The sequence below is a fragment of the Pseudomonas sp. AFG_SD02_1510_Pfu_092 genome, assembly GCF_003331055.1.
Taxonomy (GTDB): Bacteria; Pseudomonadota; Gammaproteobacteria; order Pseudomonadales; family Pseudomonadaceae; genus Aquipseudomonas.
The window spans coordinates 67,506-80,006 of sequence record NZ_PUQD01000016.1 but is presented as its reverse complement, the minus strand read 5'-3'; the positions used below and the strand labels follow the sequence as shown (position 1 = coordinate 80,006).

Genomic DNA, 12,501 nt, shown 5'->3' with positions numbered 1-12,501 from the left:
TGACGGGCATCCATGCCCGTCACCTCCCTCCGCAGTCCCTTCGCTCGGCCTCCTGAAGTCGCAATCTGCGGCGCCTGGGCTATCGCGCGCTTAGAAGCAAAAGCAAAAGCAAAAGCAAAAGCAAAAGCAAAAGCAAAGGCCGTAGCAACTTTGTTATTGCGCGAACGCACGCCCCAGACCACCAGGAACACCGCTGCTGTCGGTTTCCTGCCAAGGCCCATTCGGGCTCAGCGACCAGCTCCAGCCGTTATCGAACCGGTAATAGGTCCGCTGCCGATAGAAGGTATTGGGCTGCTTCTCGAGTACATATACGCCAAGTTTCGGGTCCCAGTGGCTCGCCCCGCCAGGCGGTGGCGCAAAGCTCGCCGAGGTCCGGGGCATGGGCTTGGGAATGGCCGCCGGCTTGCTCGGCTGGGTACCAGGCTGCCCACCCGGCAGCGGCTTGACCACCGGCCCCGGCTGCTGCGGCGGCACCCGCTCGATCGGCGGCTCGGGCCGCTCGTACGGCTGCTGCACCGTACACGCAGACAAACCCAGGGCCAGGGTGATCAGGGTCAGGCGGACGGTGCTGTGCATGGCAATGTTCTCTTACGGGTCGGGGCTGTCGATGGTCAGGTGCTGGGTGGCCTGGGTGGCGCTGGGCAACGGCTTGCCTTGGCCAATCCACTCGCCATGGGTCGGCTGGCCAGCGCGCGAAACACGTGCAACCAGTTGGACTTCGGCAAAGTCGGACAGTTTCATCTGCGCCATCATCGCATCAGCATCGGACAATTCCACCTCGATCGGCAACTGCGCCACCGTCACCCGCTTGGCCGCCAGCGGCATCGGGGGGCCATTGCTGGCGCGGGCGAAGATGAACACCGTGTCGTCCGGCTTGACCTTGCCCTGCAACGCCGCCGCCAGCTCCACCCGCACCTTCAGGCGTGCCGCCACCGGCGCAGGCTGCGCGCCCTGCGCCGCAGAACCACCCAGGCGCTCGGCAGCGCGGTCGATGCCGCCCTGCAGCGCCGCCCGCGAGGCATCGCCTTCCGGCAGCTGCGCCAGCAGGCGTTTCCAGTAGTCGATGGCTTCCTGGTAACGCTCGCCCTCGAAGGCGGCGATACCGCGCAGACCCAGGCTGGTCACTTCGTTGGGGTCGGCTTTCAGCGCCTCGTCAGTCAGCGCCTGCAACTGTGCGCTCCATTGCTTGTCGGCTGCAAAATACAGCGCCTGGGCCCACTGCCCGAGCAACTCGGGCTGACGCCCGGCCAGCGCCACGGCACGCTCGAAGGTGCGCGCCGCATCGCCAGGACGCTGCTCGGCCATGTAGGCACGGCCCAGGAAATACATGGCCTCGGCCGAGTCCGGCTGAGCCTGCACCACCCGCTCCAGGCGGGCGGTCATTTCTTCCATCGATTTCGGCGCCTGGGCAAACTCCTGGGTCAGGGCCACCTTGTCGGCCGCGCCATAATGCAGGTACAACCCCAACGCCAGCAGCGGCACCAATAGCGCCGCCAGCAACGGCAAGGCCTTGCCCAGGTGGCCCTGATGCGGGGCCTCGGCGCCTGCGGTGTCGGCCAGCAGCTCACGGGCAGCTTCGTCACGGCCCTTGGCCAGCTGCGCCTCGTCGAGTACGCCGGCGGCCTGCTGCGCCGCCAGCTCGCCAACGCGTTCCTGGTAAAGGGCCACGTTCAGGGCCGTGCGGTCTTCTTCCAGCTGGCGGCTACGGCCACGCAGGATCGGGATCAGCAGGAAGCTGAGGGCAGCGAGCAGCAGCAGGCCCGCGCTAAGCCAGAATTCAATCATGGGTCTGTTCTTTTTCCAGCAGTTTGGCGAGACGCTCGCGTTCTTCGACGGACAACTCATTGGCGCCCTGCACGGCCGCCCCGCGGCGGCGCCGTACGATCAGCGCCAGCACCACGAATCCACCCGCCAGGAGGATGCCCGGGCCGAACCAGAGTAACCAGGTGCGCCCGCTGAGCGCCGGCTTGTAGCGCACGAAATCCCCATAGCGGTCGACCATGAAATCGACGATCTGCTGGTTGCTCTTGCCCTCGCCGAGCATGCGGAAGATTTCCCGACGCAGATCGGCGGCAATCGGCGCATTGGAGTCGGCGATGTCCTGGTTCTGGCACTTGGGGCAACGCAGTTCCTTGGTCAGCTGCTGGTAGCGCTCACGCTCGGCATCGTCGCGGAACTGGTAGGTGTCGATCGCCGCCCTGGCCGCGCCCATCACACTCAGGCCCAGCACGGCAGCTGCCAGCCAGCGCTTCATGGCCTGGCCTCATCGACCAGGCCCTGGTACAGCGGCGCCAGCTGTTCGCGCCAGACCGTGGCATCGATCACGCCCACGTGCTTGTAGCGGATGATGCCCTTGGCATCGATCATGAAGGTTTCCGGCGCGCCATACACACCCAGGTCCAGGCCCAGGCTGCCTTGCTCGTCACGGATGTCCAGCTGGTAGGGGTTGTGGAACTCGGCCAGCCACTTCAGGGCTGCCGCATTGTCGTCCTTGTAGTTGACGCCGTGAATCACCACGCCCTGCTCGGCCAGTTGGTTGAGGTACGGGTGCTCGACCTTGCACGACGGGCACCAGGTGGCCCACACGTTGACCAGCGCCGGGCGGCCCTGCAAGTCGGCCTCGGTCAGGGTGCGGTCACCTTGGGTCGAGGCCAGGGAAAACGCCGGGAACGGCTTGCCGATCATTGCCGAGGGCAGCTCGTCGGGCTTGAGGAACAACCCTTTGTAGAGGAACACCGCCACCAGCAGGAACACCGCCAGGGGGACTACCATGATCCAACGCTTCATGCAGCTGCTCCAGACACGCCCAGGGCATCACGCACCCGGGTCTTGACCTTGACGCGGTAACGCCGGTCGAGGGCCGCCAGCAACCCGCCCAGGCCGGTCAGCAGACCGCCCAGCCAGATCCAGCGGACGTAAGGCTTGATATGCACGCGCACCGCCCAGGCGCCGTTCTCCAGCGGCTCGCCGAGGGCGACGTAGAGGTCGCGGGTGAAGCCGGCGTCGATACCGGCTTCGGTCATCATCGACTGCTGCACGGTGTACAGGCGCTTTTCCGGGTGCAGGGTGGTCACTTCACGGCCATCACGGCTGACCACCACGGTGCCCTTGTCGGAAATGAAATTCGGCCCTTCGAAGTGCCTGGCGCCCTGGAACAGGAAGTGGTAACCGCCCAGCTCCACGCTCTCGCCCGGCGCCATGCGCAGGTCGCGCTCGGCACTGTTGTTGCTCGACAGCACCACGCCCAGTGCGCACACCGCCAGGCCCAGGTGCGCCAGCTGCATGCCCCAATAGCTGCGACCGAGGCCGGGCAGGCCCTTGAGCAGGCCTTTGTGGCGGGTCTTGTCGAGAATGTCACGCAGCCCGCCAAGTACTACCCAGGCGGCCAGGGCGAAGGCGCTCAGGGTCGGCCAGTCGAAGTCGTCGACGATAAAGCCCGCCAGCGGGGCAAGGATGGCGCTGCCCAGCAATACCGGGGTCAGCATGCTCACCAGCCATTTGCCCGGGGTGTCCTTCCAGCGCACCACCACACCCACCCCCAGCACCACCATCAGCAGCGCCATCAGCGGCAGGAACAAGGCGTCGAAGTAAGGCGGGCCGACCGACAGCTTGGCCCCGGTCAGCGCATCGAGCACCAGCGGGTACAGGGTGCCGAGCAAAATCATCGAAGCCGCCACCACCAGCACCAGGTTGTTGGCCAGCAGCAGCGTCTCGCGCGACCACAGGGCAAAGCCGACCTGGCTCTTGACCACCGGTGCGCGCAGGGCGAACAGGGTCAGCGAACCGCCGACCACGAACAGCAGGAAGATCAGGATGAAAATGCCCCGCGACGGGTCGGCGGCAAAGGCATGCACCGAAGTCAGCACGCCGGAACGCACCAGGAAGGTCCCCAGCAGGCTCAGCGAGAACGCGGCGATCGCCAGCAGCACGGTCCAGCTCTTGAACACCCCGCGTTTCTCGGTCACCGCCAGCGAGTGGATCAGCGCGGTGCCCACCAGCCAGGGCATGAACGAGGCGTTTTCCACCGGGTCCCAGAACCACCAGCCGCCCCAGCCCAGTTCGTAGTAGGCCCACCACGAGCCCAGGGTAATGCCGACACCAAGGAAGGCCCAGGCGACGATGGTCCACGGCCGCGACCAGCGCGCCCAGGCGGCGTCCAGGCGGCCGCCGAGCAGGGCGGCGATGGCGAAGGCGAAGGCCACCGAAAAGCCCACGTAGCCCATGTACAGCATCGGCGGGTGGACGATCAGGCCAAAGTCCTGCAACAGCGGGTTGAGGTCGCGGCCATCGGTCGGCACTTGCGGCAGCAGGCGCTGGAACGGGTTGGAGGTGATGATCAGGAAGCTCAGGAAGCCCACGCTGATCATGCCCATGACCGCCAGCACGCGGGCCAGCATCACCTGCGGCAATTGCCGCGAGAACACCGACACGGCGAAGGTCCAGCCGCCGAGGATCAGCGCCCACAGCAGCAGCGAACCTTCGTGGGCGCCCCATACGGCGCTGAACTTGTAGTACCAGGGCAAGGCGCTGTTGGAGTTGCTGGCCACGTAGGCGACCGAGAAGTTGTCGGTCATGAAGGCATGGGTCAGGCAGGCGAAGGCAAACGCCAGGAACGCGAACTGCCCCCAGGCCGCCGGCCGCGCCAGGCTCATCCACAGGCTGTCGCCACGCCAGGCGCCGAGCAGCGGCACACTGGCCTGCACGGCGGCGAAGCAGATGGCCAGAATCATCGCCAGCTGGCCCAGTTCGGGAATTACCAGCGCGGCGTTCATGGCCTGGCCTCCGCGCCAGTGGCGGCCTGGCCGCTTTCCTTGAGGGCCTTGGTCACCTCGGGCGGCATGTATTTCTCGTCGTGCTTGGCCAGCACTTCATCGGCCACCACCACGCCGTCGGCGTTGAGCTTGCCAAGGGCGACGATGCCCTGCCCTTCGCGGAACAGGTCGGGCAGGATGCCACGGTAGGTGATCGGGACCGACTTGTTGAAGTCGGTGACCACGAAGCGCACGTCCAGCGAATCGGACGAACGCTGTACCGAACCCTTCTCGACCATGCCGCCAGCGCGGATACGCGTGTCCAGCGGCGCTTCGCCGCTGGCGATCTGGGTCGGGGTGTAGAACAGGTTGATGTTCTGCTGCAATGCGCTCAAGGCAAAGCCGACGGCAACCCCGACGCCGACCAGCAGGCCGACGATGAGCAACAGGCGTTTCTTGCGCTGCGGATTCACTGGTTGTTCTCCCGGCGCAGACGGCGCGCCTCATCTTGCAGGTAGCGACGGCGGGCCAGCACGGGGGCGGCGACATTCAGCGCCAGCACCGCCAGGCAGATGCCATAGGCCGTCCACACATACAGGCCATGGTGGCCCATGGCGAGAAAGTCGCCGAAGCTGGCAAAACTCATCGTGCGGCCCTCCGCCCCAGGCTGTTCAACACTTCATCCTTGACCCAACTGGCACGTGCCTCGCGCTTGAGCACTTCAAGGCGCATGCGCAGCAGCAGCACCGCACCGAAGAAGCAATAGAAGCCCAGCGCCGTGCACAGCAACGGCAGCCACATTTCTGCGGGCATCGCCGGTTTTTCGGTGAGGGTGAAGGTGGCGCCCTGGTGCAGGGTGTTCCACCACTCCACCGAGTACTTGATGATCGGGATGTTCACCACGCCGACGATCGCCAGCACCGCACAGGCCTTGGCTGCACTGTCACGATTACTGATCGCCTGGCCCAGCGCAATGATGCCGAAGTACAGGAACAACAGGATGAGCATGGACGTAAGGCGGGCATCCCAGACCCACCAGCTGCCCCAGGTCGGCTTGCCCCAGATGGCCCCGGTGACCAGCGCCACGGCGGTCATCCAGGCACCGATCGGTGCCGCGCATTGCAGGGCGACGTCGGCCAGTTTCATCTTCCACACCAGCCCCACCACCCCGGCCACCGCCAGCAGCACATAGCAGGACTGCGCCAGCATCGCCGCCGGCACATGGATGTAGATGATGCGGAAGCTGTTGCCTTGCTGGTAGTCCTGGGGGGCGAAAGCCAGGCCCCAGGTGATGCCGACCAGCAGCAGGAGCACGGCAGCAGCGGCCAGCCACGGCAGCATGCGGCCGCTGATGGCATAGAACCATTTCGGGGAGCCCAGCTTGTGGAACCACGTCCAGCTAATTTTCATCAGGGTACATCCAGGGTATTGGCCGGGCTTGAAAGCCCGGGACTCGTTATTCGCCGACGCTGATCTTCAGGCCGGCCGCTATCGCAAAGGGTGCCAGGGTCACGGCCAGGGCCGTCAGGCTGGCGAGCCAGAGCAGGTGGCCGGTTGCCGGCATATTCTGCAACGCCGCTTGCAACGCACCACTGCCCAGGATCAATACAGGGATATACAACGGCAGAATCAGCAATGCCAGCAGCAAACCGCCGCGCTTCAGGCCGACCGTCAGCGCCGCGCCCACCGCCCCCAGCAGGCTCAGCACCGGGGTGCCCAGCAGCAGCGAAGCGAGCAGCACCGGCAGGCAATGGCTGGGCAGCCCGAGCATCAGCGCCAGCAGCGGCGCCAACAATACCAGCGCCAGCCCGGAAAAGATCCAGTGCGCCAGCACCTTGGCCAGTACCAGCATGGCCAGCGGGTGTGGCGACAGCACCCACTGTTCCAGCGAGCCATCCTCGAAATCGCTGCGGAACAGGCCGTCCAGCGACAACAGCACCGCGAGCAGCGCCGCTACCCAGACCAGGCCTGGCGACAAGGTTTGCAACAATTGGCTCTCCGGGCCGACCGCCAGCGGGAACAGCGCCACCACGATGGCGAAGAACACCAAGGGGTTGGCCAGTTCGGCCGGGCGGCGAAACAACAAGCGCGCTTCGCGCCGCAGCAACAGGATGAATACGCTCATGCCGCCCATTGCCCCAGGTTCAGTTCGCGGTAGCCGGAGGGTTTGCGTTCCAGCGTGTGGTGGGTGGTCAGCACCACCGTGCCGCCCTGCTCGCAGTGGGCCGCCAGGTGCGCCTCGAGTTGCGCCACACCCTGCTTGTCGAGGGCGGTGAAAGGTTCGTCGAGAATCCACAGCGGCGGGCAGGCCAGGTACAGCCGGGCCAGGGCCACGCGGCGCTGCTGGCCGGCCGACAGGGTGTGGCAGGGTACATCTTCGAAACCGCGCAGGCCGACCGCCGCCAGCGCCGCCCAGATCGCCTCGCGGCTGGCGGGCTGGTGCAGGGCGCACAGCCAGGTGAGGTTTTCCTCGGCGGTGAGCAGGTCCTTGATGCCGGCGGCGTGGCCGATCCACAGCAGAATGCTGGCCAGGGCGTGGCGTTGCTCGGCCAATGGCTTGCCGCCGAGCAGGATCTGCCCGGCCGTCGGCTGCATCAGGCCGGCCAGCAGGCGCAGCAGGCTGGTCTTGCCGCTGCCGTTGGGGCCGCTGATCTGCAGCATGTCGCCGGGCCGCAGCTCGAAAGCGAGGTGCTCGAACAGCAGGCGCCAGTCGCGCTCGCAGGCCAGGCCTGCGGCTTGGAGGTGAAGGGTCACGGATTCGCCTTATCTTTGTAGGGCTCGAGGGCGGCGGCGCCTGCTTCGCGGGCTTGCCCGCTGCCACCGGGTGTTGTGCAGACCATGAAAGCTGCACCGTACCTGTGGCAGCGGGCAAGCCCGCGAAGCAAGCCGCACCGGCCTCAAGCCCTGTATCTCAAGTCGCTCCCCGCGCTGCCGTTATACTGGCAACGACGGACGGCCGGCATTATTACACGCGCCGCCGCGCTGCCAAGAGGGCGGGTTCGACAGGTTGTATACAATCATGACTGAAATCAATAGTCTCGGCGCACAAAGCGCGCTCAACGCCCAGGCCATCAAGGCGAACCTGACCGGCGAACTGCTGCGCCTGACGCAAGCGCAGCCCGGCCTGCTGGCCCCCGGCGAAACCGCGCAAGCCAAGGTCCTGTCGTTGCGCCAGGTCGGCCAGGACTTCCAGCTGGTGCTGCGGCTGATGCTGGCAAACGGCACCCAGACCCAGCTGCAAGCCAGCGCCAGTCAGCCGCTGCCCCAGGGCAGCCAGGTCACCGTGAGCCAGACCGAAAGCAACCGCCTGGCGATCATGCTGCAGCAGTCCAGCGCCAGCCAGATCGCCACCCTCACCCGCCTCGACACCAGCAAGGTACCGGTCGGTACGCTGCTGCAAGGCAAGGTCCTGACCAACCAGCCCCTGCCCCTGGCGCCGGGCCAGCCGGCCGTCTACCGGGCGCTGGTCAGCCTGCTCAACAGTGCCCAGGCCGGCGCCACCCTGAGCGTCGACAGCCCGCGCCCCCTGGCCGTCGGCAGCCTGCTCAGCGCACTGGTGCAGGGCGACCAGTCGCTGCGCTTCGTGCCGCTCAGCGGCCGCCAGGACCAGCTCAGCATTGCCCAGCAGTTGCTGACCCAGCAAAACCGCCAGGCTTCGCTGCCCGGTCTGCTCGATGCCCTGCAACGGGTCGCCGGCGACCCTGGCGCCGATGGCCAATTGCGCACCAGCGCCGAACGCCTGCTGGCCGGCTTGCCGGAGGCGCGGCAACTGGGTGACGCCAAGGCGGTTGCCCAGGCCTTGAACAACAGCGGTGCCTTTCTTGAAGCGAAACTGCTGGGCGGTTTCCCGGCCAGCGTCGCCAGCGACCTCAAGGCGCATTTGCTGCGCTTGCTGGCGCAGGGCCCGCCCCTGGCGAGCGGCGCCGTCAACCTGGCCCCCGCCAGCCTGGCCGTGACCATGCCGATGTTGGCTCGCAGTGCGCTGGGCATGCTCGAACGGGTCAGCCCCAAGCCGCAATCGGGGGCTTTCCCGCTGCCGTCGCGCCTGCTCAAGGCGATGGAAGACGAAGGCGACCTGCAACAACTGCTGCGCCTGGCCGCCGCCGCCGTATCGCGCCTGCAAAGCCACGCCATGAGCAGCCTGCAACAAACCGGCATGCTGGAAAACGGCAACCTGCAAACCACCTGGCAGACCGAGGTACCAATCCGTCACGGCCAGGAATTCATCCCGTTGCAGGTCAAGCTGCAGCGCGAGGAAACACCACAACAGCAAGCCGACCGCCAGCACCAGACACAAGACCCGCTGCAAGCGCTGTGGCGCATCGAGCTGGCCTTCGACCTGTCGCCGCTCGGCCCGGTGCAGGTGCAGGCACAACTCAGCCAAGGCCGCCTGAGCGGGCAGCTGTGGGCCGAACGCGAACAGACCGCGCGGCTCATCGACACCGAACTCGGCGCCCTGCGCGAGCGCCTGCTGGCCCGCGGCCTGGATGTTGGCGAGCTGCACTGCAACCCGGGCACACCGCCACAAGGCCCGCGCACGCGGGTCGAGCAACGCTGGGTGGATGAAAACGCATGAGCCAGAAGCACACCCGCCAGGCCATCGCCCTGAGCTATGACGGCCAGCAGGCCCCCACCCTCAGCGCCAAGGGCGACGATGCGCTGGCCGAGGCCATCCTGGCCCTGGCCCGCGAGCACGAGGTGCCGATCTACGAAAACGCCGAGCTGGTGCGCCTGCTGGCGCGCCTGGAGCTGGGCGAGCAGATTCCCGAGGCGCTGTACCTGACCATCGCCGAAATCATCGCCTTCGCCTGGCAACTGCGCGGCAAGGTGCCCGCCGGTTTCAACGACCAGCCCGCCGAGCCACGGGACATCACCCCGGTAACCGCGTTGCTGCCGCCGGGCGACCAACGATAGTTATCTACCACCTTCGTCAGCCGCACACGTTCAGTCTTGCCGGCCCTTCCAACCAGCAAGGTGAACGATATGTCCTCCAGCCTGATCAACGCCGCCGGCGTGCGCTACGTCCGCGAACACCTCAGCCATGTGCCCCGCCCCGACCGCGAAGCCAACCGGGCGATCCGGCAATGGCTGGCGCAGCAGGGCTTCGATCTCGACCCCGAGCAGATCGACGTGGTGACCCTGCACTACCGCCCCGACGGCCCGGCCCGCTACCTGGCTTCGGTCAGCCAGTCCGTCAGCCTGACCCAGGCATTACTGGGCAACTGGCAGGGCGAATCCAACAACGACCTGTTCGGCGGCTTGTTCGGCGCCCCGTGGGCCGGCACCCTGCCCGGCCTCCCGCTGCGCCTGGTCGAGACCCTGCCAGCGCCTGGCTTCAACGCTTACGGCGCCGCTTACGAGGTGTTCAACGGGCTGTTCCGCCGCACCACGCCGCAGCGCTATGACGCCTCGACCCATTTGCCGATCGCCGCCGAGGCCTTTCAACGCTTCGTCGAAGACCTGGACTTCCACGCGCCCTTCAAGGCCCAGCTGGACCGCTACTGGGGCGAGCACCTGCCAGACCACCGGCTGGCCTGCAAACTCAATTTCATCGCTGCCTGCAACCAGCAGGTCAGCCAAGGCCGCCTCGGTGAAGCGGCCAGAAAACTCGTCTGGCAAGCCGCAGGGCTGTTGCCCGCTGGCGCCACGCTGCGCAAGCGCTCCTTGAATATCTATGGCTACGCCGCCACCGACATCCTTTGCCTGAGCGACGCTGCCAGCGGGCTGAGCGTGCTGTACGTGCCCGGCAACAGCTCGCCGCTGCTGGAATTCGCCAGCGAAGATCAGCTGAAGGACTGGGTCGGCCAGCAGTGCAAAGACCCCGCCCGACGCCAGGCGCTGAAGCATCACTTTCGCCTCGCCGACCGCCCGCAAGGCCTCGACTTCAGTGGCCTGGACACTGCCCTGGAGGGCCTGGGCGCCTACCCGAACAACCATCGCTTGCCGCCCGAACACGGCTTCTTCAACGACGACGGCACCTGGCCCCCGCGCACCTACGTCAACTACCGGCCCGACAAGTACAGCCCCGAGATCGACGGTGACCTGTTCCAGGCCCTGGCCGACCGCCAGCGCCAACGCTGCTACGATGACGCGGACTTCCTGATTACCCGCGACAGCCAGGTGACCAAGGCACGCTGGCTCGGCTACCTGACCACCACGCTCAACCTGCTGGCACCGCTGTGCCTGGTGGTGCCAGGGCTTGCACCGCTGCTGGCGGTGGGCGGTATCGCGCAACTCGGCCTGGGGCTGGACCAGGCGATCAACGGCAAGACCTTGCAAGCAAAGCAGGAGGGCGTTGGCACTATCGCCTGGGGCCTGTTCAACGCAGCGCCGCTGGCACTGGCCGGTGCCAACCGGGCAAAGGCCTTGTTCGTGTTCAAGAACGATGGCTTCGTACCGCCCGTGCGCCTGAACGAGCAGATCGGCTACCCGCTGAGCCCGCTCTCGCCGCCGCATTTACCGTCGCCGGAAGGTGCCCGTTACTTCCACATTCCAGACGCGATCATGCCCTTGCCCGAAGGTGACCCGGCCATCGCCGGCTCGGTGATACGCGTGCCGCGCTACAACGGCGGTTTCGACTTGCTGGAGGCGCAAATCGACACTTACAGCGAGCGCGTGGTGTATGACATGGAGCGCGACGCCTTCATCCGCGAACAGGACCTGAACGAAGTCGATCCGGTTGGCTACGTGGCCACTCCAGGCAGCATGAACCTGCTCCCCGTACCCTCCTCGCGTCCTGTCAGCAACGCCATGCGCACGCGCAGCCTGCGCGCATTGGGTATCGACCTCACGCTGCCGGTGGAGCTGCCGACATTGGCAGCCGACAGCTACCCGATCCCCAAAAAGATTGCCTGCCTGTGGGTGGGCGACCGAGTACTGAGCCCAGCGTTGCTGGCCAACCTGGGGCAGAACGCGGCACGCCTCAAGGGCAGCGAATACAGCCTGCGCCTGTTCCTTTCCAGCGCCGCGCCCGAAGCCTATGCCGAGAACCTGCGCCTGCTGGCCCGGCACGCGCCGGGCCTGCAGGTACTGCCGCTGGAAGAGCAAGCCTTTTTCCGGGCATTTCGCCAGAGCAAATACTACGCTCAGTACGACGCCGCGCTGGACGGCAATGGCGGGGTCGCCAGCAACTACGCGTCGGCATCCGATGTGCTGCGCTACCGGATGCTGCACCACGAGGGCGGCTTGTACATGGATGTGGACGACACCCTGCTGGCGCCCGGGGAGTACCCGCAGGTCATCGACGGGCAGCCGGCCGGCAGCCCTGGCGAAGCGATCGATCAGGTGGAATTGCGGACCACGCCCGATGGCCTGTTGCTGGCACCGCCCATGTCCAACGAAAAGCTGGGCATGAACTGCCTGTACAACACCAGCCTGATCGGCAGCCACGCCGGCAACCCGACGCTGGACGCCATCTCCGAGGAAATGCACGCGCGCTTCCAGACCAACCCGGACTTCTATGACAGCAAGCCCAGCCTGGCCGACGACCCGGCGAATTTCTACCGCTATGCCCACCGCCTCAGCCGGCTCACGGGCCCGGCCATGCTCAGCGATGTGGTTGACCGCCATCTGCCGGGGCTACGCACCCTGCGTCATGTCATCAACCTGTACGGCATGCCGCGCATCAACGAGTTTGCGTTCATCGACCTGCCAGCCAGCCAGCAGGCGATGGATGAACTGTTGCCGCTCAACCGCTTCGCCAAGGTCGGCGGCAACCATTCCTGGAGCAGGAGCTGAGTGGCCGCGGCCG

12 protein-coding genes and 1 pseudogene are annotated in these 12,501 nt (G+C 66.4%); 3 read left to right on the top strand and 10 right to left on the bottom strand.

Annotated features, from left to right (window positions below):
• Positions 1–153: 153 nt before the first annotated feature.
• The 10 genes and pseudogenes from C6A77_RS10070 to ccmA form a co-directional block, all read right to left on the bottom strand.
• Positions 154–576 (bottom strand): hypothetical protein, encoded by a 423-nt coding sequence (locus C6A77_RS10070; protein WP_114169326.1) that lies wholly within the window; start codon positions 574–576, stop codon positions 154–156.
• 12 nt (positions 577–588) lie between these two features.
• Complete coding sequence (gene ccmI / locus C6A77_RS10065; RefSeq protein WP_114169325.1) at positions 589–1,785, bottom strand: c-type cytochrome biogenesis protein CcmI; 1,197 nt, start codon at positions 1,783–1,785, stop codon at positions 589–591.
• Positions 1,778–2,254: a cytochrome c-type biogenesis protein gene (locus C6A77_RS10060; RefSeq protein WP_114169324.1), complete on the bottom strand. Its 477-nt coding sequence runs from the start codon at positions 2,252–2,254 to the stop codon at positions 1,778–1,780. The genes ccmI and C6A77_RS10060 overlap by 8 nt, the downstream gene beginning before the upstream one ends.
• Complete coding sequence (locus C6A77_RS10055; protein ID WP_114169323.1) at positions 2,251–2,787, bottom strand: DsbE family thiol:disulfide interchange protein; 537 nt, start codon at positions 2,785–2,787, stop codon at positions 2,251–2,253. The genes C6A77_RS10060 and C6A77_RS10055 overlap by 4 nt, the downstream gene beginning before the upstream one ends.
• Complete coding sequence (locus C6A77_RS10050) at positions 2,784–4,772, bottom strand: heme lyase CcmF/NrfE family subunit (protein ID WP_114169322.1); 1,989 nt, start codon at positions 4,770–4,772, stop codon at positions 2,784–2,786. The genes C6A77_RS10055 and C6A77_RS10050 overlap by 4 nt, the downstream gene beginning before the upstream one ends.
• Positions 4,773–5,224: pseudogene (ccmE, locus tag C6A77_RS10045) on the bottom strand (cytochrome c maturation protein CcmE); the annotation flags it as partial.
• Positions 5,221–5,397: a heme exporter protein CcmD gene (gene ccmD, locus C6A77_RS10040; protein WP_114169320.1), complete on the bottom strand. Its 177-nt coding sequence runs from the start codon at positions 5,395–5,397 to the stop codon at positions 5,221–5,223. The gene ccmD and the pseudogene ccmE, both read right to left, overlap by 4 nt.
• Positions 5,394–6,161, bottom strand: a complete 768-nt coding sequence (locus tag C6A77_RS10035) for a heme ABC transporter permease (protein WP_114169319.1) — start codon at positions 6,159–6,161, stop codon at positions 5,394–5,396. The genes ccmD and C6A77_RS10035 overlap by 4 nt, the downstream gene beginning before the upstream one ends.
• A 46-nt stretch (positions 6,162–6,207) precedes the next feature.
• Positions 6,208–6,876 (bottom strand): heme exporter protein CcmB, encoded by a 669-nt coding sequence (ccmB, locus tag C6A77_RS10030; protein ID WP_114169330.1) that lies wholly within the window; start codon positions 6,874–6,876, stop codon positions 6,208–6,210.
• Positions 6,873–7,505: a cytochrome c biogenesis heme-transporting ATPase CcmA gene (gene ccmA / locus C6A77_RS10025; protein ID WP_114169318.1), complete on the bottom strand. Its 633-nt coding sequence runs from the start codon at positions 7,503–7,505 to the stop codon at positions 6,873–6,875. Before ccmA ends, ccmB begins: the two co-directional genes overlap by 4 nt.
• 265 nt (positions 7,506–7,770) lie before the next feature.
• Here ccmA and C6A77_RS10020 point away from each other — a divergent pair, with 265 nt between their 5' ends.
• The 3 genes from C6A77_RS10020 to C6A77_RS10010 all read left to right on the top strand — a co-directional run bounded on the left by C6A77_RS10020 (position 7,771) and on the right by C6A77_RS10010 (position 12,488).
• Positions 7,771–9,327, top strand: a complete 1,557-nt coding sequence (locus tag C6A77_RS10020; protein ID WP_114169317.1) for a flagellar hook-length control protein FliK — start codon at positions 7,771–7,773, stop codon at positions 9,325–9,327.
• Complete coding sequence (locus C6A77_RS10015) at positions 9,324–9,665, top strand: EscU/YscU/HrcU family type III secretion system export apparatus switch protein (RefSeq protein WP_114169316.1); 342 nt, start codon at positions 9,324–9,326, stop codon at positions 9,663–9,665. Before C6A77_RS10020 ends, C6A77_RS10015 begins: the two co-directional genes overlap by 4 nt.
• A gap of 69 nt (positions 9,666–9,734) precedes the next feature.
• Entirely contained in the window at positions 9,735–12,488 is a 2,754-nt protein-coding gene (locus C6A77_RS10010) for a DUF6543 domain-containing protein (protein ID WP_114169315.1), read from the top strand.
• Positions 12,489–12,501 lie beyond the last annotated feature (13 nt).